This window comes from Lysinibacillus sp. NPDC056220 (assembly GCF_049315265.1).
Lineage (GTDB): Bacteria > Bacillota > Bacilli > Bacillales_A > Planococcaceae > Lysinibacillus > Lysinibacillus pinottii.
Window position 1 is genome coordinate 539,932 of sequence record NZ_JBMOXD010000002.1, and the last position, 26,660, is coordinate 566,591.

Below are 26,660 nucleotides of genomic sequence, written 5' to 3' on the forward strand. Positions count from 1 at the left end.
TGTAAAAACAGAACGTCACCTCCTAATTATGAATAAGTAAAAGTAAGGATTGCATTAATGCAATGCTTTCAGGCGAAACATTTTTTTTTATGGTTTCAATTTTTTTATCATCTTGCTTGTTCATTTGTTCTAGCAGAGAAGCTACATCATGCTCTAAATCTTGCATTTTCAAACGAAGCATTTGTACATCGATTTCTTCATAGGGTGTGATGTTTAATTCCTGTTGGATTTCCACGAGTGAAAGCCCTTGTTGTTTGCGCTGTTCAATGAATTGAAGTCGTTCAATCATGACGGGATCATAGTATCGATAATTTGTTGCAGAGCGTTCTGCAACCAATAAGCCTATGTTTGTATAATAATCGATTGTTCGTTTTGTAATGCCAGTTTTTTCAGCAAGCTCGCCAATTTTTAATTTTTCTGTCCCAATGCAAACACCTCCAAACCATCACGTTGTACTTTGATTATAACGTGATGGTTTTATTTTATTCAAATGAAAGCACCTAATATTTCAAAATTGTAAGACTTATTATAAAAAAAAGCTTCTGCCAGTCTTCTTGGCAGAAACGTTTTTAGTGTGTTGAAATTAAATAGGTATCATATAGGTGATGAAGTGCTTCTTCTCCATTTTTTTGTAGGAGATTTTCATTATTAAAAATAACTGTGATTGTAGTTTGAGAGCTATCAATTTTATCATCAATAATTTTACATGTAACGTATACAATGCCTGACTCAGCAAGCTTTTCTTTCAACTCATCATTCCATTGTTGATCAGAAAATAGTGGGGGTTGCCAAGTGCCTCTCACATGAAGCTCATTTTTTTCAGGGTCATAATCCCAGCGTATGTCACGTAAAATAGTTTTAAATAGGTCATTAACCGTAAAAGTTGTTTCTTTATAGTTAATGTCTATAGCGCGTATGGCATGAACATCTCGACTAACTGCACTAGCCGCGGAGTTTGCCGCTGTATTGATGCCAGAAGCTGCATCTTTGATTTCTGATAATCGACCACCACAGCCTGTCAGTAGTGCGCAGATGCAAGTCATACAAGCTAATTTTGTCATCCATTTCACAAGTAGTCCCTCCAGTCTAGCAAGTTGTTACTACTATCTTATCGAAAAGAAAAATACGAAGAAAGGGCATGAAAGCGGTAGATTGTGACGGTTTTGCAACGATGCGACCTCCACTCGATTGTTCGTCATTTGGGAAGTATAGAAGTATGGAAATTTGGTAAAAACCAAGGAGAAAGGGAGCGGTTTGTGATGAAAATTAATGATGAAATGCTTGATCGTTTAGGAACTTATTTTGTTTATCATGCCGTCTACGATAATTATGGGATTACCTTTGAAAACTTTGTGGAGCGTTGGATACGGGGAATTTTGGAAGTATAGAGTAAAATAAGCAGACCTACCGTCAAACAAGCTTGTTTGAACGGCGGTTGCTCAAAACTATGCCAATCGTAGGAGGCACATAAAAGAGTCGTGTTCTTTATTTGAACACGACTCTCCTTTATTTTATTTGAAATAATTTGTGATGAATTGATTGGCTTCTTGCCAGTTATACACCCTTACTACATTGTCAGGAACAGCAAGACGGTTATAGGGCGTATCAAACAACACGACAGGTATTTTTAGCTCCTCTGCCAGCATCACTGCATTATCATGCTTATCCTCAAAGAAAGCATCTACATGATGCTTTTTAGCAACCGCTAACTTATCATGGCTGCCTAAAAGTTCGATATGGTCATAAGGAATCGCCTGATTTTCAAACCAATTTACTGTAATGTCTGCTACATTTTCGCCTCGTGCCGATATATAATAGAGCTCAAACGTATTTTGCCAGGCAGTTAGAATATTTTTTGCATCTTTTGCTACTTCTGACACTTCGTACATATAAGGCTCATTTTCTTTAAACCATGTATTAAAGGCACTTCGATCTACAGGGTGAGGAAAGGCCGATAAAAAATCATACTCACAAACATCATCAAGCGTAATATTTACGTTATATTGTTTATTAATATGTGGTATGAGTGTACTTGGACATGTTACAGTCCCATCAATATCAATACCAAAGCGGGGCTTTTTCATGCTAGTACCTCCTTAGGCATTCGCTTTTTGTACTTCTTCTGCTGCGCGCTTTTCTTCCATCTCTGCCGCTAATTTATCAATTTCTTTTTTCAACTCTTCAACCATTGTTTCTTCAGGAACTTTACGAACAGTTTTCCCTTTCATGAATAACAAGCCTTCACCACGCGCACCCGCAATACCGATATCCGCTTCACGTGCTTCACCAGGACCGTTTACCGCACAGCCTAACACCGCTACTTTTAAAGGTACATTCAATTTAGAAATATATTCTTCTACTTCATTAGCAATGGAAATTAAATCAATCTCAATGCGCCCACATGTTGGACAAGAGATTAGTGTTGCCATATTAGAAGCTAGACCAAAAGATTTTAATAGTTCACGTGCTACTTTGATTTCCTCAACAGGGTCTGCTGAAAGTGAAATACGTAACGTGTTACCAATTCCTTTTGATAGGATGGCACCAAGTCCAGCCGCTGATTTTACAGTACCAGCAAATAGTGTTCCTGATTCTGTAATACCTAAATGTAGCGGATAATTAAAGGCCTTAGCAGCTTTTTCATAGGCTTCAATGGCAAGATTTACGTCAGATGCCTTCATCGATACAATAATATCGTGGAAGTCCAAGTCTTCTAAAATTTTAATATGGTGAAGTGCAGATTCAACCATACCATCAGCAGTAGGATAGCCGTATTTTTCTAAAATATGACGCTCTAATGAACCAGCATTTACCCCAATACGAATGGGGATACCTTTTGCTTTAGCTGCATTCACGACAGCCTCCACTTTCTCTTTACGACCAATATTACCAGGGTTAATACGTACTTTATCGATACCATTTTCAATGGCTTTTAATGCTAATCTATAGTCAAAATGAATATCAGCTACTAATGGAATATGGATACGTTTTTTGATTTCGGCAATTGCATCTGCAGCACGCTCATCTGGAACTGCAACACGAACTATTTGACAGCCTGCTTCTTCAAGTCGAAGAATTTCTGCCACTGTTGCTTCTACATCATGTGTTTTTGTTGTACACATACTTTGAATGAATAATTCATTACTACCACCAATTGTTAAGTTACCGACACGTACAGGACGTGTATTTGAACGGTGACAAATTTCACTCATTTAACTTTCTCTCCTTTTCGGGCCACTATTTTCAGCCGTCACTGTCATTTATTTTAGCAGTGTAAGAAAATAAGGACAAGGAAGAAACGTTAACTTTTCATTTTCCACATTTGTTTTCGAATTCAAACGTAAGAGGAAGCTTAATATTTCCACCAGGAATTAATTCCTGTAATTGTAAGTGTGGGTTTAAGTTGTAAAATAATTGTAAGCGTTCTGGGAATGTCATGGGAACTTTTGCAGGGTGTAAGGCAAATAAACTATGAATAGTATCTCCTTCAATAGTTTGTACGGTGATATAATTTGGCTCACGTTGCTGTACACATTGGCTATTAGTACTTTTTGTTTGTAAAGCTGCAAGTGGGATCGATCCCTCAGTTAAATCTACCTTCACGACAAAAGCAATGACAATAATGATAGCTGTTAAGATGAATGCCCGCAAAAAAACCCCTCCTTTTCTACACTATATTTAGAAGAGGGGGGATTCATGCACATTATTTTGATATTGGTTGTTTAGGATATTTTGTAAAGGCCACAATTAATAGAACAATAGTCAGTAATAAAGAAAAAACAGAGATAATTGTACTGTTAATCGGTAAATATTCTGCTAGCATCGACAATAATGTTGCCCACGTGATGGCAAAAGTTGTTGTGCGCCAAATATGACGGTATTCACCACGACGTTTCATGACTTTTAAAATAAATAAACCGGCTAAAGCATAGAGAGCAATTTGGGCAAAAATCAGCATGGTTGTAAAGACAAAAAGCATTAAGAATGTGAATGGATATAAGAGCCATTTAATGCCATCTATGTATTCAGTTAAACCATTTAAACTATTCATATCAATCGTATCAACAGACATACCTGCTGCAAATCTACCTAAAGAGAATACGGTTACAAGGGTAATGAGCAGAAAAGTATATTGAATAACTTTTCCGATAGGTAGTAATCGATAGGCTGCTAGTTTTTTAGGATGAATAAGACTATCGATAAATAGCTGTGAGTGTTTCATACTATATCTCCTCCAATCAATATATTAACATGTTCAAAGAACATAGGGTATGAAAGAAGCATGAATGAAGGGACACTTAATGATAAAATGTTAACATTATGTAAAGAAGTTAAAGGATTTCTTTACTTTTTGTTTGTAATCAATTAAAGATTAGAATTAGAGTAGTAGAGACGTAGGAATTGGAGCGAAAATAATTGACAATAGATTGGCAAAGCATACTCTTTCAGTTTTTAGGTGGGTTAGGAGTCTTTTTATTTTCCATTAAATTTATGGGTGATGGGCTTCAGAAATCAGCGGATGATCGATTACGTGAATGGTTAAATCGCTTTACAACTAACCCGATCATGGGAGTCTTAGTAGGCATATTTGTAACCATTTGCATTCAGTCAAGTTCTGCAACGACAGTCATCACTGTAGGGTTAGTGAGTGCCGGATTTTTAACGTTACGTCAAGCAATCGGCGTAATTATGGGAGCAAATATTGGTACAACCATTACAGCATTTATTATTGGCATTGATATCGGTATCTATTTTTATCCCTTGTTAGCAATCGGGGCAGGCTTTTTATTTTTCCTCAAAAGGGCAACATACCAACATATTGGTCAAATTTTGTTTGGCTTTGGTGGCTTATTTTTAGGGCTAGAGCTAATGAGTGCAAGTATGCAGTCACTACATCAACTGGCAGATTTTGCATCGCTCACGCTTCATTTAAGTAATCAACCCATTTTAGGTATATTTTTAGGTACCGTTTTTACCTTGCTTGTACAAAGCTCTACGGCCACAGTCGGTGTGCTTCAAGGCTTATATGCTGAGCATTTGATTGGTTTGAACAATGCCTTACCGATTTTATTTGGAGAAAACATCGGAACGACGATTACGGCGGTATTAGCGTCACTGGGCGCTTCTATTTATGCGAAACGGGCAGCCGCAGCACATGTACTCTTCAATGTGATCGGTACGATTATTTTCATGATTTTTTTTACCCCATTTATGCATTATGTTCAATGGGTCAGCGAATTATTTCATTTAGAGCCTCGTATGCAAATTGCAATTGCCCATGGCTCATTCAATGTACTTAATATGATGATTCAACTTCCATTTATTGCAGGATTGGCAGCATTAGTAACGAAATTGATACCAGGACATGATGGTCATATCAATGTCACAACAAAGCATTTAGATCCATCTTTTATTGATTCCTCCCCAGCAATTGCACTTGGTCAAGCTAAAGAGGAAGTATTACGAATGGGTGAACATGCTTTACGAGGCTTAGAAGAAACATTTCTCTATATGAAATCAGGGGAAGCCGAACATATTCCTACAGTTTTACAATTAGAGGCTGGCCTTAATCATTTAGATAATGAAATTACCGATTATTTAGTGATGGTGTCTAAGCAGCCCCTTTCTCGTGCAGACTCAGTAAGACATCATACACTATTAACAAATGTACGAGATTTCGAACGAATTGGTGATCACTTTGAAAATATCTTAGAGCTTTTACAATACAAGGACCATCATGAAGTGACCCTAAGTAAATCGGCACGACAAGATTTAATTGGCATGTTTAGTTTAGCCATTGAGGCTGTCCGTAAAAGTATAGAGGCCTTGGATACAGCTAGCTTAAGTTTAGCTCAAGAGGTGACGGAGCTAGAAAGCTTGATTGACGATATGGAGGATAAACTTCGTCAGAAACATATTGCACGTCTGAATACGAATGAATGCAGTGGGGCGGCTGGGATTGTCTATATGGACATTGTAAGTAACCTGGAACGTATTGGTGACCATGCGGTCAATATTGCAGACTCTATTTTGGGTATACGCCATTAACAAAGTGAAACTTTTCACTTTGTTTGTCCGTATGAAAGACAACGTACGATAAAAGGAGAGAAATTTTATGGAAGTTGTTGGCTGGATTTTAGTAGTAGCCTGCTTTATTATTTCATTTGTTGGTTTAGTCTATCCGATCATTCCAGGTGTCTTATTTTTAGTCGGAGGATTCCTACTATATGGCTTATTTTTCTCCTTCGCAGAGTTAAGCTGGTGGTTCTGGATTATTGAAATATTATTTGTAGTGCTGTTATTTGGCGCAGATACATTGGCAAATGCATTTGGCATTAAAAAGTTTGGTGGCTCTAGCGCAGGAATGTGGGGAAGCACCATTGGATTATTATTTGGCCCATTCGTCATTCCTGTGGCTGGAATATTAATTGGCCCATTTTTAGGGGCTGTCATAGCCGAATTAATTGTGGAGAAACGAACATTTAGTGAGGCTGTGAAAAGTGGTGTTGGTTCGTTAGTAGGCTTTTTAACTTCTACTATTGCAAAGGCTGTCATTCAAATTGTGATGATTATGGTATTTTTCTTCGCGATTTAATGTCTACGAGTGGGGTTTAATGAATCAAGCTAATGGGTAAGATAGTTAACGTATTGGTTTTTCAGTCAAAAGGCTGAAATCTTCTAAATGAAGTATTTTTCATTGAATGGTTTGACCAATTTTGATAATCTATTGATGTACTAAATATTTCTTATTTTAGGGAGGAACTTAACAATGGCTTACGAATTACCACAATTAACTTACGCTTACGACGCATTAGAGCCACATATCGATGCAAAAACTATGGAAATTCACCATTCTAAACACCACAATACTTATGTAACTAACTTAAACGCAGCAGTAGAAGGTACTGAATTTGCAGAAAAAGACATTAACGACTTAATCGCAAACCTTGACGCTCTTCCAGCTGACAAACAAACTGCTGTACGCAACAACGGTGGCGGACATGCTAACCATACACTATTCTGGGAAGTAATCGCTCCAGGCGGTTCTAATACTCCAGTAGGCGAAGTTGCAAAAGCAATTGATGCGAAATTCGGTTCTTTCGATGCTTTCAAAGAAGAATTTGCAAAAGCTGCTACAACTCGCTTCGGTTCAGGTTGGGCATGGTTAATCGTGGATGGTGACTCAGTTGCTGTTACGTCAACTCCAAACCAAGACTCTCCAGTAATGGAAGGTAAAAAACCAATTCTAGGCCTAGATGTTTGGGAGCATGCATACTACTTAAACTACCAAAACCGTCGTCCAGATTATATTGGTGCTTTCTGGAACGTAGTAAACTGGGATGTAGTAGAAGCTAAATTCCAAGCTGCTAAATAATGATTGAATAGTAAATGGCTATGCTAAGGTGAGAAATCACTAAGGTATAGCCTTTTTTGTTGGATAAAAATGAAAAAGAAATGGATAGAACAAATAGGGCAACCTTTCCACTTTTGATACCGTCAAATAAATGATGTTTTCCGTAATAATTGTCAAGTGCATGCTTTCCTGTCAAACCTACGAATGGTATACTAAGTATCGTGTATTGAAATGAACAAAGATAAGGAGGGGAATACATATGCGCAAAGCACCAGGGAAAAATCGCGCAGCGAGTGTTAAAGCAAAACATCACTCTAATTTAACATTTCGTATGAATATCCTTTTCTTTGCAATATTTATCGTATTTTCAATGTTGATTTTTAGACTGGGGTATATGCAAATCGTGAAAGGGGAAGAGTATGTACGGCTTTTAGAGAGTACAGAAGAAGTTCCTGTCAATACGAGTGTGCCTCGGGGTAGAATGTATGATCGTTACGGTCGTATTTTAGTAGATAATCACCCAGAAAATGCGATTACGTATACGAAAATGCAAACGACTACAACAGATGAAATGCTAAATATAGCTGAAAAGCTGGCACAATTAATTGAACAACCAACAAATCGTGTCACATTGCGTGATAAACAAGATTTTTGGATTATCAAAAATCATGACGCGGCCTACGAAAAAGTGACAAAGGCAGAAGAAGCTAAAATTCGAGCGAAAGAAAATATTACGACAAGTCAAATCAATGCAGAGGTTGATAAACTAGTACGTGAACGCATTACCAATGAAGAGCTATTGCAATTGTCAGAGAAAGATTTAGAAGTATTAGCAATCTTTAGGGAGATGACATCTGGTTATAATTTATCACCTCAAATTATAAAAAGTGAAAATGTTTCGGCAGATGAATTTGCACGTGTCTCCGAGCGTTTAACGGAACTACCAGGAGTTAACACAACAACAGATTGGAAACGCGTAAAACTATCTTCTCTATCGATTCTTGGTCGTACAACTGTCCCAACAAAAGGGATACCAAAAGAAAAGCTGAATTATTATTTAGCCCGTGATTATTCACGAAATGATCGAGTAGGGGAAAGTTATATTGAGGCGCAGTATGAAGAACTACTCCAAGGTCAAAAAACAGTTGTCAAAAATATTACCAATAAAAAAGGGCAGGTAGTCGATACTATTACAACTTATGAAGGTGAGCCAGGTAAAGATTTAGTTTTATCACTGGATAGTGAGCTACAGGCTGAAACTGAGAAGATTGTAGAAGAAGAACTGCTTAATTTAAAAGCTCTTCCTGGATCGTATTTATTAGATCGTGCCTTTTTAATTATGATGGACCCTCATACAGGGGATGTCCTATCTATGGTTGGTAAGAAAATAGAAAAAAACCCTGAGACGGGGAAAAGTGAAATTGTTGATTATGGATACGGAACATTTACGACAGCTTATGAGGCAGGTTCATCTATTAAGGGAGCAACAGTTCTTACGGGGTACAATCAAGACGTTATCTCAATGGGCACCTCTATGGGGGATGAACCGATTAAATTGGCAGGTACGGATTTTAAAAGTTCCATTTTTAACAGGAGCGGCTATGTGCCAATGAACGATTTAATGGCCCTGGAACGTTCTTCTAACTCCTATATGTTTAAAATTGCACTATTGATTAATAAAACACCTTACAGCTATGGTATGCCATTACGTTTAAAGGATGATACATTCCCAAAAATGCGCAATAATTTTGCACAATTTGGGCTAGGTGTGAAAACAGGCATTGATTTACCAAATGAATTTAGTGGCGTGCGTGGTCCATCAGGTCCAACAATGGGTGGTAAAACATTAGACTTAGCGATTGGTCAGTATGACACGTATACACCTTTACAATTAGCACAATATATTTCTACGATTGCTAACGGTGGTTATCGTATTCAGCCACATGTTGTGAAAGAGGTACGTGATCCATCACAGGATGGCAAGGAGTTAGGGCAATTAGTGACTGAAATAGGACCAACTATCCTCAATCAAATAGATAATCCTAAAGAAGAGATTGACTATGTAAAACAAGGGCTTCGTCGTGTATATACTGGATCATATGGTACGGCTACAAGACAATTTGGTGATGCACCTTATACCGCAGCAGGGAAAACAGGTACTGCAGAGGTAGTTTACTATGGTCCATTACGAGAACATTTTGGTACAAATACGATTACATTAACACATGTTGGCTTTGCGCCGTACGAAAATCCTGAAATTGCTTATGCAGTTGTTATTCCATGGGCAACAACTAATATGAATCAACATTTAGTCAATAACAATGTTATTGCTAGACGTTCTTTAGACAAATACTTTGAATTAAAAGCAAAATATGAAGCTGAAAAAGTAACAGAAAATAATGTGAAACAACCGATTTTACCAGCTATTACAGAGGAAAAAATTGGTGAGGATGAGCAAGAATAAGAAAACCGCTAGGCACTGGGATGCCTAGCGGTTATTTTTTTGGAAGAAGGTAAGCATCACGCAGATAATTGTCGGATGGCTAATTCAAATTGTTCTCTTGGTTTTACGCCATACAGTTCTAAATTATGATAGAAATACGAAGCTAGCATAAAATCAATCGCTTCTTGTAGTGTTAATTCGCGATGGTCCATAAGCAAAGTTAGATAGGTTTTAAAATAATCGGCATTTTGTACGTTTGCATGTTTCATGACAAAGGTAAAACTCCTCATCCATTACGCCTTATCCATATAATGTCCATATTTTCTCGTTGAAAATCTGTGACATCCTCTGAAGGCTTTATCTTTCCCTTTTCTAAAAATAGGGACTGTACCTAGCTTAGAGGTTGGTACAAAAATATTTACTGAATCAAGATAAAGTATTTCCTGACACAATTGATTATTATAGCATCTTTCCAATCGGAAGCAAATTTTAACTTCTTTTCATTTAGAAGTATGCGCTCCTCCAAATATAGAAGAGTGAAATATATAGAGGATTTGCCCTTTCGATGGGTATCCAGTCACTCAGTGTATGTGGAGAAATCCTTCGGGGAACGTCGCGGATTTTGAATGAAAAGAGTAGATGAATTTAAAATCTGGGCACAGCCATGGCAAGGTGAAAATGAATTGTAAATGTATCTTTACAATCGTTTACAAAGCATTACATTCCTTTACATCTCTTTTACGAACCGTTTATACGACTTCAACATTCAGTCATTATAGTAAAGATTGTAAGACAAATAACTATAAAACAGTTCATGACGGAGGCAAATGAGATGAAAAAGTGGAAGTACTTAACGATGACAGCAGTAATGGGTTCTGCATTAATGCTAGGTGCATGTGGTAGCGATTCTGCACAAAATGGAAACAATACTGAAACGAACGCACCTGCTAGTTCAGGACAAGAAGCTGCTGATGAAAAGCTACAAGGCTCTGTAGCTGGAGATGGCTCATCAACAGTTGCACCAATTATTGAGGCAGTTGTTGAAGAGTATGCAGGCGCACAACCAGATGTCAAAGTATCAGTAGGGGTTTCTGGTACAGGTGGTGGTTTTGAAAAATTCATCGCAGGTGAAACAGACTTTTCAAATGCATCTCGTAATATAAAAGATGAAGAGAAAGCGAAACTAGGAGAAGCTGGTATTGATTATACAGAGCTAGCTCTAGCATATGATGGTTTATCAGTAGTCGTGAATCCAGAAAATGATTGGGCGAAAGATTTAACTGTAGAACAATTACAAAAGATATGGATTGAAGATGGAAAAGAGAAGAAATGGTCGGACATTGATCCATCTTGGCCAGATGAGAAAATCGTTTACTATTCACCAGGTACTGATTCAGGCACATACGATTACTTTGATGAAATCATTTTAGATGGAGCTGATCTAGTAAGCTCAGCAACATTATCAGAGGATGATAATATGCTAGTTCAAGGTGTATCAGGTGACAAAAACGCGATCGGATTCTTCGGTTATGCTTACTATCTAGAAAATAAAGATAAATTAAATATCGTTAAAGTAAATGGTGTAGAGCCAAATAATGAAACAATTGAAGCTGGTGAATATACACCACTTTCACGCCCACTTTTCACATATGTGAAAAATAGCGCTATGAAAGATAACGAAGCAGCATATGATTTCATTAAATTTACATTAGAAAACGCAGGTGATATGGCTGAGGCTGTTGGCTATGTTCGTTTACCTGAAGAAAAATATACTGAAGGCTTAAAAACTTTAGAAGGCTTAAAATAAGTAGACATGCATAGAGGGAAAGAGATGTATGCTCTTTCCCTCCCTTATTTGAAAGGAGCTCCCAATGGTTTCTCAAAAGGAAAATAAGACCTCATCTGTGCAGCAATTAATTGCAAATTCGCGCAATCATAAAACTAAGAAAATAGTGGAAAAAGCAATGCCAGCTCTATTATTTTCTGCAGCAATTATCTCTATTTTAACGACATTTGGCATTGTTTTCACCCTTATTTTTGAAACGTTTGAATTCTTCAAACGTGTGTCGATAACGGATTTCCTTTTTGGGACGAAGTGGTTACCGTTTTCGGGGAATGAACCGTTATTTGGAATTTTGCCGTTAATCGCTGGTACATTAAAAGTGACACTTATTGCAGTTGTAGTAGCCGTGCCATTTGGAATTGCTTCAGCTATCTATTTAAGTGAATATGCAAGTGAAAAAACAAGACGTATTGTGAAACCTATTTTAGAGGTTTTAGCAGGTGTACCGACTATCGTTTACGGATTCTTTGCTTTAACGTTTGTCACACCTTTATTACAAGAAATTGTACCTGGACTTAAATTATTTAATGCACTTAGCCCAGGGATTGTTGTAGGTATTATGATTTTACCAATGATTACATCTCTATCTGAGGATGCCATGTCTTCAGTACCAAATAGTATGCGCGAAGGGGCTCTAGCTCTAGGTGCAACAAAATTTGAGGTAGCCATTAAAGTAGTTCTGCCTGCTGCCCTATCCGGCATTATCGCCTCTATAGTATTAGCTATTTCCCGGGCAATTGGAGAAACGATGATTGTGTCGCTTGCAGGTGGATCAACACCGAAATTTGATCTCAATGTGACGGATTCTATCCAAACAATGACAGCATACATTGTACAAGTTTCAACTGGTGATGCAGGTTATGGAACTACTATTTACTACTCCATCTATTCTGTTGGATTTACACTATTTATCTTTACGCTAGTAATGAATTTACTGGCTCACTATATTTCGAAACGCTTCAGGGAGGTTTACTAGATGCGCTATATGGATGACACAGTCGTCATGAAACGAATGACAAAGCGTATTACATTCAATAAAGTTTGGAAAACCTTATTTTTCTTAGCTACTACGTTTGCGCTTGTTACCTTAGCTATTTTGCTTTACCGCATAGTGACACAAGGAATTGACTATTTAAATATTGATTTCTTAACGAATTTTGCATCACGTTTTGCAGATAAAGCAGGTGTCAAAGCTGCCCTAATTGGTTCACTTTGGTTAATGGCAGTTGTAGCGCCAGTATCCATTATTTTAGGTGTAGGTACGGCAATATATTTAGAGGAGTACGCAAAGAAAAATAGAATCAACGACTTTATTCGTATGAATATCTCAAATCTAGCGGGTGTACCTTCCATCGTTTTTGGATTACTAGGTTTAACTATTTTTGTACGCATGATGGGTTTAGGAAAAAGCGTTTTAGCTGCTGGCTTAACAATGAGTTTATTAATTCTACCTGTCATTATTGTAGCGGCACAAGAGGCCATTCGTGCTGTACCCAACGAGCAACGAGAAGCTTCATATGGGATGGGCGCAACAAAATGGCAAACGATTTTACGAGTGGTACTTCCAGCCGCTATTCCCGGTATTTTGACAGGAAGTATTTTGGCTATGTCCCGTGCCATTGGGGAGACAGCGCCACTTGTTGTCATCGGAATTCCAGTCATTCTACAATTTTTGCCGAATGGTTTACTAAGCCAATTCACAGCCCTACCGATGCAAATCTATGATTGGGCAAAACGTCCGCAAGAAGCATTTCAGTATGTGGCCGCAGCTGGTATTTTAGTGCTTATGACTGTTCTTCTATTGATGAACTCTATTGCCATCTTTATTCGAAATAAATTCCAAAAACGTTATTAATGAGGTGACCTTATGGTACTAGATTTAAAAGAGGAAAAAACAATTGTCAAATTGAATCAAGCGACGACGAAATCTTCCGCTGATATAGCGAAAAATATTGTTTATGATACACGTAACTTGAATTTATGGTACGGTGATCATCAAGGCCTAAAGGATATTAATTTAAGTATTTATGAAAATGAAGTAACGGCGATTATCGGTCCTTCTGGCTGTGGTAAATCTACGTATTTAAAAACATTAAACAGAATGGTAGAGCTTGTTCCTAGCGTTCGTACATCTGGTGAAATTTTATACCGTGAGCGTAATATTTTAAATAAAAACTATACGGTAGAGGAATTAAGAACACGCGTAGGAATGGTGTTCCAAAAGCCAAACCCGTTCCCAAAATCTATTTATGATAATATCGCGTATGGACCAAGAATTCATGGCATTAAAAATAAAAAGATTTTAGATGAAATCGTTGAGAAGTCTCTAAGAGGAGCAGCTATTTGGGATGAGGTCAAAGATCGTTTAAATCAAAATGCCTATGGATTATCTGGTGGTCAGCAGCAGCGTATTTGTATTGCAAGATGCCTAGCGATTGAACCGGATGTCATTTTAATGGATGAGCCAACATCTGCATTAGACCCAATTTCTACATTAAAAGTGGAAGAGCTTGTGCAAGAGTTGAAAAAAGACTATTCCATTATCATTGTGACGCATAATATGCAGCAAGCTGCACGTATCTCTGATCGAACAGCGTTCTTCCTGAGTGGAGAAGTGGTAGAATACGATAAAACAGATATCATCTTCCAAACACCATCCGATCAACGTACGGAAGATTATATCTCAGGACGTTTCGGCTAAGGAGGAGCAATCGATGGTAGTACGTGAGCGTTTTGAACAGGAGTTAAAAGAAGTTCAGGGGCAATTTATTGCACTTGCCAATAGCAGCATTTTTGCATTAAAAACAGCTTTTGAGGCATTAGTCGAACAGGATTTAGAAAAAGCATTGAAAATACTTGAGGACGATTTAATCATAAATCGGCTAGAAGAAGAAATAAATGATCATGTGATTCTTATGATTGCTAAGCAACAGCCTGTAGCTACTGATTTACGTCGTCTCATGGTCCTTGTGAAAGCAGCAGCAGATATGGAAAGAGTGGGCGATTATGCTGTGAATATCGCTAAAGAAGCAATTCGAATTGGAAAAGAACCGATTGTGTTCCCTATGACAAATCTACAAACAATGTGCAATAAAACTGTAGAAATGCTAGAGAGCATTATGAAGGCCTTTACAGAGGAAGATACCGTTCGTGCTAAAGAAATCGCTGAATTAGATGATTATGTGGATGATTTATACGGAGCTACGGTTACACTTTTGCTGCGTGCAGGCGTGGAAGACCCCGCACATATTTCTCAAATTACCCATCTAACATTTATTTGCCGATATTTAGAGCGCTCTGCAGATCATGCTACTAATATTGCGGAGCATCTTTTTTACTTAGTGAAAGGCAAGCATTATGAATTAAATAATTAAAGAAGAAGAGCTATTTGCTAGCTCTTCTCAGACTGTAGACAAACTCAAAAAATTTGAGAGTTTGCCTACAGTCTTTTTTCTTTTACAATGAAATAAAGTAAAGCCGTTGATTTCCACTACGGGCGGATGCTTTCCGCGGGCGGGGTCGAGCTGCTTCCCTCGCTTCGCTCAGTCCAGGATCTCGACTTTCCCGCTTTTCCCGCAGGAGTCGCCGCCCTTCGTTCCCATCAACTTCTACATAAAGTACTTACTTTTATCTACATAGGGTGTTGAAAAATAAATTCTCCTTGCAGACCATTTATTTATCGATTCCCCGCATGTGAAAGCGAGTGCGAATAGACGGAAGTATGATAAAAAGGTTGTGCGAAAAGAAACACGGGCTTATGAAGAGAAGCTTCAATTAGAGGTAAATATGGATCGTGAGGAACACGGAAAAAAGCCCTTTCCCCTGAAGAAGTTTGAAAAGGAAGAATGGAAAGAAATAAAGGAAAGTACGACAGATCCTGAAAGTGGCTATTACGTGAAGGATGAACGTACGAAACAGCTTGCCTATTCTTTCCATGCAGGCGATGCTTACTTTTGCTGCCATGAATTTAAAGAAACTAGCTACTTGGACGTGGCAGACAGCTTAAGAGAGCATCTATGCTCGAAGAGTATGTTGGATACAGCAATGATTTACCAAATATTGAAAATGAAAGAGAAAGAAAAATGACAAAAGCCATCGAGAATGAACTTCTCGACGGCTTTTGTCTACAGTCTGAGAAGAGCTATTTGCTAGCTCTTCTTTTCATTTGAAAAAAATAATGAGAAGCAGCAACATTGTGTTTTTATGTGGCGTCTATATAGCGAGCGTTTTGTATTGTCAAAAAAATTTTTTGGTTATACTATAGACAATATCCAAAAAAACGTGGTGCTTAGGAGGTGCTGCTTCGTGAAAGACGCGATAGAATCACTCATAGAAAAGTTTAATCAAGATATGTCACTAGAACAACGTAATTATTTACGTTTTCTCTATGAAAACTTACATCTTGAGGAATTAAGCAGCAGGGAACAACATTATTTTATTGACTATTTTTTAAAGAGTGAACCATTACGAAAAATGGCAGCATTTGCATTAGAATTAGCAGACATTCTGCATGAAGTTCGTGAAAATATTCCCGCTATCGAAAAGGCTGAGAGACTGGCTAATGGCAAGGAGCAGCGTTTGTATTACGAACGGAAATGGTCAGAGCTAAGACGTCAAAAGCTCAAACAGCAAACAACAAAAAATGGCAATGTGTTTTATATACCCTTTCACGACTACAAACAGGATCCTGGGCCCATAATTATTTGTTTAGAGCAGACGACAGGGATGGAAGCTTATTCAGAGCTATGTAAAAGCATGATTTTACCGTTATTTATGAATGCCCATCGCGAAAATCGCGATTTATATATCATCCCATATGACCGGCAAATCAATGTTCACTATCGCTTTGAAAATGGTCATTTAAATTTAGCTGATTTTAAGAGCTTTATTGAATATAAAGCTAAAGGAGAAGCTGAGCTTTTGCCTGTTCTACAGTTTGTCAGATCAATATTGCATGAAAATCAACTAGTCACCGAAGCAGAAGTCATTATATTTACAGAGGGCACTCCTATAGATGGACAGCATCTCGTCAGTAAGCAAGCCAAAGTGATGCTGGAGGAAATGAAACGAAAATACCTTGCTGAATTTTCGGTCATTGCAATGCATGAAGATAATTTTAATGAACAACAATTTTGGTTTGCCAATAAGGCTTTCTTTGCGGATGATGCCATACAATAACAGAAAGGGGCTAACCTTTACGGAAGGTCAGCTCCTTTTTATTGGAGATACATAGGTACTAAAAGGAGATATACATGGATTCATTACATTGGATTATACCTAAATTTACAGTCCCAACTTGGATGGATGTCTTAGTAGCGATTATTATTTGTATAGTTGGTTGGCTGATTCAACGATTTATCATAAAAAAGATCATTAATCGCCTAGTCATCTTTTTAAGAAATCGCCACCGAAATTTCCAAGCCAATGTGCTTGCACAATTTAGTAAAGCCATTGGCTATGCATTTATGACAGCAGTCATTGTGCTTAGCTTATCTTATTTAATAGAAGTTCCTTTATTTACGCATAAATCAACGAAAAATTTTGTATTGTCTATTATGGTGTTTTTTGCTTTTAAGGGCGTATATGACGTTTTAAATTTCTATACAAAGCAGCCACTTCAATTAACTAGCGAAGAGGACCAAAATGTACTATTACCTTTTTTCCTACGAATTGGTAAAGTACTCATTATGATTTTTGCCATGTTTACCATCGCATCATTTTGGAACTTTAATCTGAATGGCTTTTTAACAGGGATTGGCTTAACGGGAGTAGCGATTGCTTTTGGAATTCGAGATACGTTAGCCCATGTGTTTGGTGGTATGTCCGTGGCACTTGATAATCCATTTCAAATTGGCGATTGGATTGCGACCGAAGATCAAAAAATCGAAGGGACGATTGAAGATATTAATCTTCGCAGTACCTTAATTCAAACAGGAGACAAAGGCCTTGTCTATGTGCCAAACTCTTATTTGGTTAATCGTCCCATTTACAACTTATCGAGACGAGAGAAGCGTAAATGTGAGCAATATTTATATGTAGCTGCTACAAATGAAGAAGACACAATACGCAGTGCCTTAACAGCTATTCATAAGGAAATTTATTTACATGCTAACACAGAGAAAGACATGATCCATGTTTATATTGATGAATTTCATTATGACAGGTATCGTGTGCTTATTCGCTTCTTCGTTGCTACGAACGATACAGCAGTCATGCTAGAGGTACGCCAGGAAATTTTCTTTGCCATTCGCCAAATTGTGGAAGAGCTATCAATTACTTTAGCAGCCCCAGAGGACGATGAAGGACCGAGAAAGAAAAAATAAATTGAATTGTAAGATAGTTTGCATTACAATATAACCTAGTAATCAGCGTTGATGAAGAGTAGTAGCTATTAGTATTTGTCATAGAGAGCTAGTGGTTGGTGGAAACTAGTACAAATAAATAGTGAATGGACTTCGGAGCTCTAATTCTGAACTACTAGTATGGATTAGCGTATGCCTACGTTATAAGGCTTAGAGAGGGTCTTTTTATTGACCAATGAAGGTGGCACCACGGCTTTTCCGTCCTTTTGTGATGGAAAGGCCTTTTTATATGGATTTTGGTGTAGAAGAGCAGAGCTTAGAGAAGGAGAGAAGAGAATGACAGTTGAGATGAGAAAGTATGCCATGAAAGTATTACAGGGTGATATGATGACCCCTATCTCTGTCTATCAATCATTGAAGGGGCAGCATAAAATGCTGTTCGAATCGTCAGCCAAGCATGAGGAAAGTGGACGTTACTCCTTTATTGCAGTTGATCCAGTGGCTGAATTAAAAGGAAATAATGAGGGGTATACCTTTATTAAAGGACTGGAAAAGGAAAAATCGAATGGGAATGTACTCGATTATTTAAAGCGAGTGATGCCGTTCCATGAAGAAACGTATCCATTCCATTTTTTTGGAGGCGCTATCGGTTTCTTTGGATATGAAACAGCTTTTTATACAGAAAAAATCGGTGAATATTTACAGGATGAATTAGCCATGCCTGATGTCCATGTTTTTTTCTATGACACATTTATTGTTTTTGATCATATGACACAGAAAATTACATTGGCTTCAATAGATTTATTTAGAGAAGGGCGTTCCTTCGAAGAGATGAAAGCATCTATTTCAAAGATGGAGCAGCAGCTATACAAGGGGACAGCTTTTGCTGCCCTCAAAGTAGATAGTCTTGATTTTAAGCCAATGATTTCGAAGGAGCAATTTGTCGCTTTAGTGGAGCGTGCGAAGCAACATATTTTGAAAGGGGATATTTTCCAAATAGTGCTATCCCAACGGTTCTCAGCCTCGTTTACAGGCTCACCTTTTGCGCTATACCGACAATTACGGACCTCCAATCCCTCTCCATATATGTTCTACATGGATTATGGGTCCTATATTATTTTAGGAACATCTCCAGAAAGCCTTGTAAAAGTTAAAAATCGGCAGGTGACGACAAATCCAATCGCTGGTACCAAGCCGCGTGGTGTGACAAAGGAGCAGGATGAAGCCATTGCCAATGCGCTATTGGAGGATGAAAAAGAAGTGGCAGAACATCGTATGCTCGTGGATTTAGGTCGCAATGATCTTGGTCGCATTGCAAAGGTGGGGTCTGTAAGGCTGATGAAATTCATGCATATTGAACGCTATAAATATGTCATGCATATTGTATCTGAGGTATTAGCAGACCTACGTGACGACCTCCAAGTTTTGGATGTCCTTCGTGCTTGTTTACCTGCGGGCACAGTGTCAGGAGCACCAAAGATTCGTGCGATGCAGCTTATAAATGAATTAGAGCCTGTAAAGCGTGGCGTCTATGCAGGAGCTGTTGGGTATATATCTACGACAGGTGATATGGATTTAGCCCTTGCTATTCGTACCATGATTATTAAAGATGGGAAAGCTCATGTACAGGCAGGTGCAGGTATTGTTCACGACTCTGTTCCATTATCTGAATATGAGGAAACGCTGAATAAAGCTCGAGCACTATTGGAGGTAAAAAAATGATTTTATTAATTGATAATTATGATTCCTTTACCTACAATCTATTTCAACAAATAAGCATGCTTGGGAAAAACGTTAAAGTTGTGAGGAATGATGCTATTACAATAGAAGAAATTCAAAAAATGTCACCGGAAGCTATTGTTTTATCTCCCGGACCAGGAACACCAGCGGAAGCAGGTATTACAGTTAATGTTATTAAGGAGCTATATCGAAAATTTCCTATATTAGGGATTTGTCTTGGACATCAATCCATTGGGTACGCATTTGGAGCAAACATCGTGCAGGCTCAAACCATCATGCATGGCAAGCTGTCACATCTACAATATGAACAAACGGGTTTGTTTGCACAATTAGATGGAGATATTCAAGTAATGCGCTACCACTCTCTCGTTATTGAAGAACCTTCATTACACAGTGATTTTCACATTATCGCAACAGCAGGTGATGACGAGGAGATTATGGCTATACAACACAAAAAATATCCTCTTTACGGTTTGCAATTTCATCCTGAATCTATCGGTACAAAAGAGGGAAGTAGAATGATGCAAGCCTTCTTTGAAAGTATTGCTTAAATAAAAAAAGCTGTCGCCTCCTAATTTGGATCTAGCGACAGCTTTTCTTTATTGTTTTTTACCTGTAATTAATTTCGCAATTTCCTCTAAAGACATGGAGGAATTTACTTCATAGGATCCAATTTGTAAGCTTCGTGCATATTTTGCGTTTGCGAGTAGTAACTCCATTTCAACGCTATTAGAAATAATACCACCGTCTTCAAGCTTTTGGGCGACAATATATGGTGTAATTCCACTATATATTTGCAATGTCATTGTTGTACCATCCGCATTTGTATCTTCTTTAACAGATGGTTCTGAAGAAACAGCAGTAGTAGTTTCTTCAGTAGTATGTACTTGTTTGACTTGTTTTTTCAGCGTAGCAATTTCTTGATTGGCCTGATGAAGCTTATTTTGTAGCTCTTCAACTTGCTGTTGGTTGGAAGAATCTTTTTCAGGTAGTCCAATGTTCACATCAAATCGACTTGCAAGAGCAAGTAAGGCACCGACTAGAAAAATGGCTAGGCCAAATGAGCGAATGGAAGACGTATTCATACATTAACGCCCCCCATTTGCAATCACTTGACGAACTTGTTCTTCTGTTAAATTTGAGCGGATACTAATATCGCCTACTGAAAGTCCTTGTTTATTCAATTCGAGCACCTGACTTACAATTATTTGATGAATCGGCTTTATTTGTGATGGATTAGGCGCAACTTTTGAAGCTTGTGCCGCTTGTTGGACGGCTTGCATGACTTGTTGTACTTTAGGACTTTGGACGCTAGGATTAGGTTTAGGTGTTGAGTTTGATTTTACTTGAAACTCTGGCTCTAATAGTAGCTCTTCCTCTACAATTTTTAAACGGCGCTTTAAATTATTCGTTTCTTGGAAAATGGAGATAGATAATTCTTCGACATCTTTCTCGACTTTTTTCGAGCTATTTTTGAAAAAGAACGATACTATCATCAAAAGAATCCCAAAAATCATTAGTATAATGGATAAATCCAATAGTTTCACCTCGTTGTAGTATGTAATTATAAGATATTTTACCATATGCAAACTTAATATGAAATGAAGGTAGATTTTTTTTCAGTTTGTGTTATAATAGGTTAGTCGTATAAATCATGCTCAAATTTAAATTCTTGATATAGAGTGGGAGGGTTAATGATGCGCGTAAACATTACTTTAGCTTGCACAGATTGCGGCGAACGTAACTACATTTCTAAAAAGAACAAGCGTAACAATCCAGAGCGTCTTGAACTTAAAAAATATTGCTCTCGCGAGAAGAAATACACTCTTCACCGTGAAACTAAGTAATTGCTCATTAAGCCAAAACCACAAGTGGTTTTGGCTTTCTACATTTTATGAATGATTGAGGTTTTACTATATAGGAGGTAGCCTGCATGGATAAAACAACATTACGAAACAAGGTACGAGAAACACTTGCGATGATAAATGAAGAAGTTTATCGCAGACAATCTAAAGCTGTAGTGCAAAGGGTGCTACAGGAACCATATATAATAGAAGCAAATACGATCGGCATTACCATTTCAAATCAGCCAGAAGTCGACACAATTCTTTTAATTGAAGAACTTTGGCAGCTTGGGAAAAAGGTCGCTGTGCCAAAGTGCCACCCCAAAACAAGAGAAATGACATTTTACGCCATTGAATCGTTTGCTCAGCTTGAAACAGTATATATGCATTTGCGTGAGCCTATTCCCGAACGATGTGAGTTAGTTGACGCAAATGAGATGGATATTATCTTGGTACCAGGAGTTGTTTTTGATCGATTAGGCTATCGAATAGGATATGGCGGTGGTTATTATGATCGCTATGTATTAAACTATAAAAAGGGTAAATTGATGTCATTACTTTTTGACGAGCAGATCGTTAATCGTGTTCCTATGGAAGAACATGATTGCCCTGTAGACATCATAGTGACACCGACAGAACGCATTGACTGTCTAGCACATCGAGGAGCGAGCGAAAATGGATAAAATGTTAGATATTTATGAACTCTTGAAAACCTATGGTACTTATATTTATACAAGGGACCCTATTGGCGATTTGATGTTAATGGAGGATGAAATAAAAGAGCTCTATAAAGCGAATGTACTAGACATAAAAGATTACCAAATGGCATTATTACTAATTCGACAAGAAACGACAAGACTTCGTATGGAAGAGAATAAAAAGTAATGTTTGAAATATAATGTAATGGGGTATTGTAAAATTAATGTAACATGTATGTAATATTCTTAAAAACAGTGGGTTTCCGCTGTTTTTATGTTTTTACGAAACTTTTTACAATGTAAAACGTATATATAGATATCTGGTGCATATACGAGCAAGGAGAGTAAAATTTCTAAAAGATATGTGTTGATTATCTGTAAAAAAAGGATTAAGATATATTTTGTTTCAGTAACAAAATGTAAAAAATTATTATTTTTTTGTAAGGAAGTAGGGAGGATGTTAGGAATGAGATCAATAAAGTGGCCTAAACATTCATTTATGATACTAGCAATTATAGCAACTTGGATCAAAACGGTCATTGTTTACCACACGAGCTTTGAGATGAAAATTGAAAATGCAATGCAACAATTTATTTTGTTTATTAACCCATTAAGTTTTTTGCTATTTACGTATGGTTTAGCACTTTTCTTTAAATCAGCAAAAGCTAGAAATCGTTATTTAATTACAGTCAGCATTATTTTATCAATAGTCCTTTACGGAAATGTAGCGTTCTATCGTTTTTATAATGACTTTATAACACTACCGGTATTATTCCAAACAAGTAACTTTAGTGACTTAGGAACTTCAGTAGCAGCCATTGTAGAGCCTTGGGATGTATTGTATTTTGTTGATGTACTTATTTTAATCTTAGCAAATAAATTTATACCAAAAATGAAAAATTCGTTTAAAGTAAATGTGGAATTCCGTCGTGCATTTTTTGTGCTGGCAATCGCTATGTCATTCTTAAACTTAGGTTTAGCTGAAACAGAGCGTCCACAATTATTAACACGTAGTTTTGACCGCGAATTACTTGTAAAAAATATTGGTACGTACAATTACCATCTGTATGATATTTATATTCAAACAAAATCATCTGCCCAACGTGCGCTAGCGGACGGTAGTGAATTAGTTGAAGTAAACAACTATGTTCGCTCTAATCAGGCAGCAGTTAACCCAGAAATGTTTGGGAAGTATAAAGGTCGCAACTTAATTGTTGTGTCTATGGAGTCTTTACAAAACTTTGTTATTAACAATGATATGAATGGACATGAAGTTACGCCATTCTTAAACTCTTTAACAAAAGATAAAGATACGTATTATTTCAGTAACTTCTACCACCAAACAGGTCTAGGAAAAACATCTGACTCTGAGTTTATTGTAGAAAATTCATTGTTTGGTTTAGGACGTGGAGCAGTATTCTTCACACACGGTGGAAATACGTATAACTCAATGGCAGAGCGCCTTGGGGAAAATGGTTACTTTACTAATGTCATGCACCCTAATAATAAATCATTCTGGAACCGTGACATCATGTATCAATCTTTAAAAATTAATAAGTTCTACGATATAGATTCTTATACGGTAGAAGAAGGGCAAGCTGTGAACTGGGGAATGAAGGATACGCCATTCTTAGAGCAATCTGCAGCGTTAATGAAAGATATGCCGCAACCATTCTACTCAAGACTTATTACGTTAACGAACCACTATCCATTTACATTGGATCCGGAAGATATTATGATTCCTGAGTATGATTCGAACTCAGGGACATTAAATCGCTACTTCCAAACAGTACGCTATATGGATGAAGCTTTAAAAGATTTCTTCCAACAATTGAAAGATCAAGGTGTTTATGATAATTCAATTATTGTCATGTATGGTGACCACTACGGTATTTCAGAAAACCATAATAAAGCAATGGCACAATATTTAGGAAAAGATCAAATTACACCATTTGATAATGCATTACTACAGGAAGTACCTTTATTCATCCATATCCCAGGATCTGACGATGGGAAAGAAATGACTGAAATAGCTGGGCAAATGGATTTACGTCCAACGATTTTACACCTACTAGGCATTGAAACGTCAAAAGATATGCAAATGGGTGCAGATTTATTCTCTCCAGAGCATGAAAACTTCGTAGTGTTCCGTGATGGACGCTTTATCACAGATAAATATGTGTATGCGGGAGAAGCTTGCTATGATAAATCAACTGGCGAAGAAATAGAAGTTGAGCCATGTCAGCCATACGCTGATCGTGCAACAATGGAGCTAGAAAATTCCGACGCCATTATCAATGGAGACCTTCTTCGATTCTATGATGAGAAGACAGGTAATTTAAAACAAGAATCCGTTAAGTAAACAAAGGGAGATCTCGTTATGAGATCTCTCTTTTTACTTTATACAATTGACAAATTTGTTGAAGTGATTATAATTAGTGTAAATATCTGCATAACGAAGATTTGTTTTTCACATTTCGGAGTATAAGAGTCAAAGGCATGGAAAAGAACAAGTAACTTTAATAGAACTGACAGAGAGTAGCCGGTAGCTGAGAGGCGCAAGGGATATTAAAGTGAATACATCTTGGAGCTGCGTACCGAAATTCTAGTAGGCTACGACGGGTTTGCATCCGTAATCATTGCAATAGTATCGCCGCGGCTGTACTAATGGAGGAGTGCTATTTGAGTAGCTCTCGAAAAAAGGTGGTACCACGTTCATTAACGTCCTTAGGATTTAATCCTAAGGGCGTTTTTTGCATCTGGACGTCCTATTACGACATTAGGGCGACAGCAGTCCTTTTAGAAACTCTTATAGATCTTGCAATATTAATTTTTAATATTACAAGGAGATGTTTTGTATGTTTTTAACACCAAAGGAGCAGTTAGCCATTATAAAAAAGGGTGCTAACAAAATTGTTGATGAACTCGAGCTACTACAAAAATTAGAGCGCTCATTTCAAGAGAAAAAACCCTTAACAATTAAGTTAGGGCTCGATCCATCCGCACCAGATATTCATTTGGGCCACGCAGTTGTGTTACGAAAAATAAAACAGCTGCAAGATTTAGGGCATCATGCTGTCATTGTCATTGGCGATTTTACCGGCCGTATTGGTGATCCTACAGGAAAATCTAAGGGACGTGTGGCATTAAGTGATGAATTGGTGGGGGAAAATGCCAAAACATATTGTGAGCAAATTTTTAAAGTGTTAGATGAAGAAAAAACGACTATCCGATTCAATAGTGAATGGTTAGCAAAATTAAATTTTGAAGAAGTTATCCAGCTGGCAGCCACTACCTCTGTTGCCCGTATTTTAGAGCGTGAAGACTTCCAAAAGCGTTACCATCAGCAAATACCAATTGGTATGCATGAATTTTTTTACCCCCTCATGCAGGCGTATGATTCTGTAGAATTAAAAGCTGACATTGAATTAGGGGGAACCGATCAAACGTTCAATATTCTCATGGGACGCACCCTGCAAAGGCATCGTGGGCTAGAAAAACAAATTGCTATTTTTATGCCATTACTTGAAGGGTTAGATGGTGTGGAAAAAATGAGTAAAAGCTTGGGGAATTATATTGGTATCCATGAAGCACCCGAAGTTATGTTTAAAAAAATAATGGAAATACCAGATTCGCTCATTATCAAATATTTTGAATTAGCAACAGATGAGCATCCACTTCAAGTGCAGGCCATTCAAGAAAGACTTCGAATGGGGGAGAACCCTCGTGACTTAAAACTACACTTAGCAGAAATAGTGACAGCCTTGTATCACGGTCACGCTGCTACGATGGATGCAAAATCCTATTTTGAAGCTGCTTTTCAAAAGAAGGTTATTCCAACTAACATTCCTACATTGCTACTTGAAATTGATAAAGAACGAATAGAGGATATCATTCCGCAATTAATTTCTATCCATTTTATTCAGAGCAAAAGTGATTTTTTAAGGCTCATTAAGCAAAATGGGGTTTCCTTGAATGGAGAAAAAATTGCTGCGGACGATCTATCTCGCGTATTAATGAATGAGGATGTCCTACAAATTGGTAAGAAGAGATTTCTAAAATTAAATAAGTAAAATCAGATAATATTCAAGAAAAAAAGAGCAATCTCAAATCGAGACTGCTCTTTTTTCTGTCTAAATTTTAGTGTAATTTTGGTGGGTAACCGCTATGAACGATTGTCATGATGACAAACCATCCAAACACGACAGCACTTAATAAGTTGAAAACAACGCTTAAAAGGTTCTTTTCTTTAATTGCTTGGAATGTACCAACTACAGCTAAAATCGCTACTAGACCAAAAATAACCATTAATAAGTTCATTAAAATAGACACTCCTTTCGACATCAGAAAATGAATGTCGTAAACAATATTCCTCCTTAATTGTAAACGTTCTACCTGTTTTTGTCGAGAACTAATATAGCGCAAACTATGAACAT

General features: G+C 37.4%; 29 protein-coding genes, 1 pseudogene and 2 other annotated features. Of the genes and pseudogenes, 20 read left to right on the forward strand and 10 right to left on the reverse strand.

Annotated features, from left to right (window positions below; all coding sequences use genetic code 11):
- Positions 1–22: 22 nt before the first annotated feature.
- Together ACOZBY_RS07665 and ACOZBY_RS07670 are read right to left on the reverse strand one after the other, a co-directional pair.
- Complete coding sequence (locus ACOZBY_RS07665; RefSeq protein ID WP_306552461.1) at positions 23–427, reverse strand: MerR family transcriptional regulator; 405 nt, start codon at positions 425–427, stop codon at positions 23–25.
- A 142-nt stretch (positions 428–569) separates the two neighbouring features.
- The gene (locus ACOZBY_RS07670; protein ID WP_206700956.1) at positions 570–1,061 is read right to left on the reverse strand and encodes a hypothetical protein; all 492 of its coding nucleotides are present in this window, start codon (positions 1,059–1,061) and stop codon (positions 570–572) included.
- Between the two features lie 198 nt (positions 1,062–1,259).
- Here ACOZBY_RS07670 and ACOZBY_RS07675 point away from each other — a divergent pair, with 198 nt between their 5' ends.
- Positions 1,260–1,388 carry a hypothetical protein gene (locus ACOZBY_RS07675; protein ID WP_012295191.1) on the forward strand — a complete coding sequence of 43 codons (129 nt, stop codon included), beginning with the start codon at positions 1,260–1,262 and terminating at the stop codon, positions 1,386–1,388.
- Positions 1,389–1,511: 123 nt separating this feature from the next.
- Here the strand turns inward: ACOZBY_RS07675 and ACOZBY_RS07680 are convergent, their stop codons facing one another.
- The 4 genes from ACOZBY_RS07680 to ACOZBY_RS07695 form a co-directional block, all read right to left on the reverse strand.
- Positions 1,512–2,084 (reverse strand): 5' nucleotidase, NT5C type, encoded by a 573-nt coding sequence (locus ACOZBY_RS07680; protein ID WP_012295190.1) that lies wholly within the window; start codon positions 2,082–2,084, stop codon positions 1,512–1,514.
- 12 nt (positions 2,085–2,096) lie between these two features.
- A complete protein-coding gene (gene ispG / locus ACOZBY_RS07685) occupies positions 2,097–3,212 on the reverse strand; it encodes a flavodoxin-dependent (E)-4-hydroxy-3-methylbut-2-enyl-diphosphate synthase (protein ID WP_012295189.1) in 1,116 nt (371 codons plus the stop codon).
- Positions 3,213–3,309: 97 nt separating this feature from the next.
- Complete coding sequence (locus ACOZBY_RS07690; RefSeq protein WP_012295188.1) at positions 3,310–3,651, reverse strand: hypothetical protein; 342 nt, start codon at positions 3,649–3,651, stop codon at positions 3,310–3,312.
- Between the two features lie 52 nt (positions 3,652–3,703).
- Positions 3,704–4,222: a DUF1189 family protein gene (locus tag ACOZBY_RS07695; protein WP_008178344.1), complete on the reverse strand. Its 519-nt coding sequence runs from the start codon at positions 4,220–4,222 to the stop codon at positions 3,704–3,706.
- 194 nt (positions 4,223–4,416) lie between these two features.
- Between ACOZBY_RS07695 and ACOZBY_RS07700 the strand changes: the two genes are divergently transcribed.
- The 4 genes from ACOZBY_RS07700 (at position 4,417) to ACOZBY_RS07715 (ending at position 9,818) form a co-directional block, all read left to right on the forward strand.
- A complete protein-coding gene (locus ACOZBY_RS07700) occupies positions 4,417–6,048 on the forward strand; it encodes a Na/Pi cotransporter family protein (protein ID WP_031416973.1) in 1,632 nt (543 codons plus the stop codon).
- Between the two features lie 67 nt (positions 6,049–6,115).
- A complete protein-coding gene (locus ACOZBY_RS07705; RefSeq protein WP_422761931.1) occupies positions 6,116–6,595 on the forward strand; it encodes a DUF456 domain-containing protein in 480 nt (159 codons plus the stop codon).
- Positions 6,596–6,769: 174 nt separating this feature from the next.
- Positions 6,770–7,375, forward strand: a complete 606-nt coding sequence (locus ACOZBY_RS07710) for a superoxide dismutase (protein ID WP_012295184.1) — start codon at positions 6,770–6,772, stop codon at positions 7,373–7,375.
- 238 nt (positions 7,376–7,613) lie between these two features.
- Positions 7,614–9,818 (forward strand): peptidoglycan D,D-transpeptidase FtsI family protein, encoded by a 2,205-nt coding sequence (locus tag ACOZBY_RS07715; protein ID WP_036162131.1) that lies wholly within the window; start codon positions 7,614–7,616, stop codon positions 9,816–9,818.
- Between the two features lie 56 nt (positions 9,819–9,874).
- Here ACOZBY_RS07715 and ACOZBY_RS07720 read toward each other — a convergent pair whose 3' ends face one another.
- Entirely contained in the window at positions 9,875–10,066 is a 192-nt protein-coding gene (locus ACOZBY_RS07720) for a hypothetical protein (RefSeq protein WP_031416969.1), read from the reverse strand.
- Between the two features lie 563 nt (positions 10,067–10,629).
- Between ACOZBY_RS07720 and ACOZBY_RS07725 the strand changes: the two genes are divergently transcribed.
- The 10 genes and pseudogenes from ACOZBY_RS07725 to ACOZBY_RS07770 all read left to right on the forward strand — a co-directional run bounded on the left by ACOZBY_RS07725 (position 10,630) and on the right by ACOZBY_RS07770 (position 20,233).
- A complete protein-coding gene (locus ACOZBY_RS07725; protein ID WP_031416968.1) occupies positions 10,630–11,604 on the forward strand; it encodes a PstS family phosphate ABC transporter substrate-binding protein in 975 nt (324 codons plus the stop codon).
- 64 nt (positions 11,605–11,668) lie between these two features.
- A complete protein-coding gene (pstC, locus tag ACOZBY_RS07730) occupies positions 11,669–12,616 on the forward strand; it encodes a phosphate ABC transporter permease subunit PstC (RefSeq protein WP_025116033.1) in 948 nt (315 codons plus the stop codon).
- Positions 12,617–13,495 (forward strand): phosphate ABC transporter permease PstA, encoded by an 879-nt coding sequence (gene pstA, locus ACOZBY_RS07735; RefSeq protein ID WP_036216886.1) that lies wholly within the window; start codon positions 12,617–12,619, stop codon positions 13,493–13,495.
- A gap of 12 nt (positions 13,496–13,507) precedes the next feature.
- Positions 13,508–14,341, forward strand: a complete 834-nt coding sequence (gene pstB, locus ACOZBY_RS07740) for a phosphate ABC transporter ATP-binding protein PstB (protein WP_012295177.1) — start codon at positions 13,508–13,510, stop codon at positions 14,339–14,341.
- 13 nt (positions 14,342–14,354) lie between these two features.
- Positions 14,355–15,014 carry a phosphate signaling complex protein PhoU gene (phoU, locus tag ACOZBY_RS07745; protein WP_012295176.1) on the forward strand — a complete coding sequence of 220 codons (660 nt, stop codon included), beginning with the start codon at positions 14,355–14,357 and terminating at the stop codon, positions 15,012–15,014.
- Positions 15,015–15,294: 280 nt separating this feature from the next.
- Positions 15,295–15,579 (forward strand): annotated as a pseudogene (locus tag ACOZBY_RS07750) (IS5/IS1182 family transposase); the annotation flags it as partial.
- Between the two features lie 366 nt (positions 15,580–15,945).
- Positions 15,946–16,818, forward strand: a complete 873-nt coding sequence (locus tag ACOZBY_RS07755; RefSeq protein ID WP_031416967.1) for a hypothetical protein — start codon at positions 15,946–15,948, stop codon at positions 16,816–16,818.
- Between the two features lie 74 nt (positions 16,819–16,892).
- Positions 16,893–17,963 carry a mechanosensitive ion channel family protein gene (locus tag ACOZBY_RS07760; protein WP_031416966.1) on the forward strand — a complete coding sequence of 357 codons (1,071 nt, stop codon included), beginning with the start codon at positions 16,893–16,895 and terminating at the stop codon, positions 17,961–17,963.
- Positions 17,964–18,002: 39 nt separating this feature from the next.
- Positions 18,003–18,211 (forward strand) — a binding site (T-box leader).
- Between the two features lie 67 nt (positions 18,212–18,278).
- Complete coding sequence (gene trpE / locus ACOZBY_RS07765; protein ID WP_031416965.1) at positions 18,279–19,664, forward strand: anthranilate synthase component I; 1,386 nt, start codon at positions 18,279–18,281, stop codon at positions 19,662–19,664.
- Complete coding sequence (locus tag ACOZBY_RS07770) at positions 19,661–20,233, forward strand: anthranilate synthase component II (RefSeq protein ID WP_012295171.1); 573 nt, start codon at positions 19,661–19,663, stop codon at positions 20,231–20,233. Before trpE ends, ACOZBY_RS07770 begins: the two co-directional genes overlap by 4 nt.
- A gap of 48 nt (positions 20,234–20,281) precedes the next feature.
- Here the strand turns inward: ACOZBY_RS07770 and ACOZBY_RS07775 are convergent, their stop codons facing one another.
- Positions 20,282–20,767 carry a hypothetical protein gene (locus ACOZBY_RS07775; RefSeq protein ID WP_036162126.1) on the reverse strand — a complete coding sequence of 162 codons (486 nt, stop codon included), beginning with the start codon at positions 20,765–20,767 and terminating at the stop codon, positions 20,282–20,284.
- A 3-nt stretch (positions 20,768–20,770) separates the two neighbouring features.
- Positions 20,771–21,229, reverse strand: a complete 459-nt coding sequence (locus ACOZBY_RS07780; RefSeq protein WP_289450035.1) for a hypothetical protein — start codon at positions 21,227–21,229, stop codon at positions 20,771–20,773.
- 150 nt (positions 21,230–21,379) lie between these two features.
- On the opposite strand from ACOZBY_RS07780, the gene rpmG reads away from it, so the two are divergent.
- The 5 genes from rpmG (at position 21,380) to tyrS (ending at position 26,297) form a co-directional block, all read left to right on the forward strand.
- The gene (gene rpmG, locus ACOZBY_RS07785) at positions 21,380–21,529 is read left to right on the forward strand and encodes a 50S ribosomal protein L33 (RefSeq protein ID WP_008408521.1); all 150 of its coding nucleotides are present in this window, start codon (positions 21,380–21,382) and stop codon (positions 21,527–21,529) included.
- 86 nt (positions 21,530–21,615) lie between these two features.
- Positions 21,616–22,209, forward strand: coding sequence for a 5-formyltetrahydrofolate cyclo-ligase (locus ACOZBY_RS07790; RefSeq protein WP_012295168.1), 594 nt, complete (start codon positions 21,616–21,618; stop codon positions 22,207–22,209).
- The gene (locus tag ACOZBY_RS07795; RefSeq protein WP_036162123.1) at positions 22,202–22,411 is read left to right on the forward strand and encodes a YqgQ family protein; all 210 of its coding nucleotides are present in this window, start codon (positions 22,202–22,204) and stop codon (positions 22,409–22,411) included. Before ACOZBY_RS07790 ends, ACOZBY_RS07795 begins: the two co-directional genes overlap by 8 nt.
- A 279-nt stretch (positions 22,412–22,690) precedes the next feature.
- Complete coding sequence (locus tag ACOZBY_RS07800) at positions 22,691–24,586, forward strand: LTA synthase family protein (RefSeq protein WP_036162118.1); 1,896 nt, start codon at positions 22,691–22,693, stop codon at positions 24,584–24,586.
- A gap of 129 nt (positions 24,587–24,715) precedes the next feature.
- Positions 24,716–24,956: a binding site (T-box leader), on the forward strand.
- Positions 24,957–25,082: 126 nt separating this feature from the next.
- Positions 25,083–26,297, forward strand: a complete 1,215-nt coding sequence (tyrS, locus tag ACOZBY_RS07805; protein ID WP_289449587.1) for a tyrosine--tRNA ligase — start codon at positions 25,083–25,085, stop codon at positions 26,295–26,297.
- Positions 26,298–26,364: 67 nt separating this feature from the next.
- Here tyrS and ACOZBY_RS07810 read toward each other — a convergent pair whose 3' ends face one another.
- A complete protein-coding gene (locus tag ACOZBY_RS07810; protein WP_031416957.1) occupies positions 26,365–26,544 on the reverse strand; it encodes a DUF2759 domain-containing protein in 180 nt (59 codons plus the stop codon).
- Positions 26,545–26,660 lie beyond the last annotated feature (116 nt).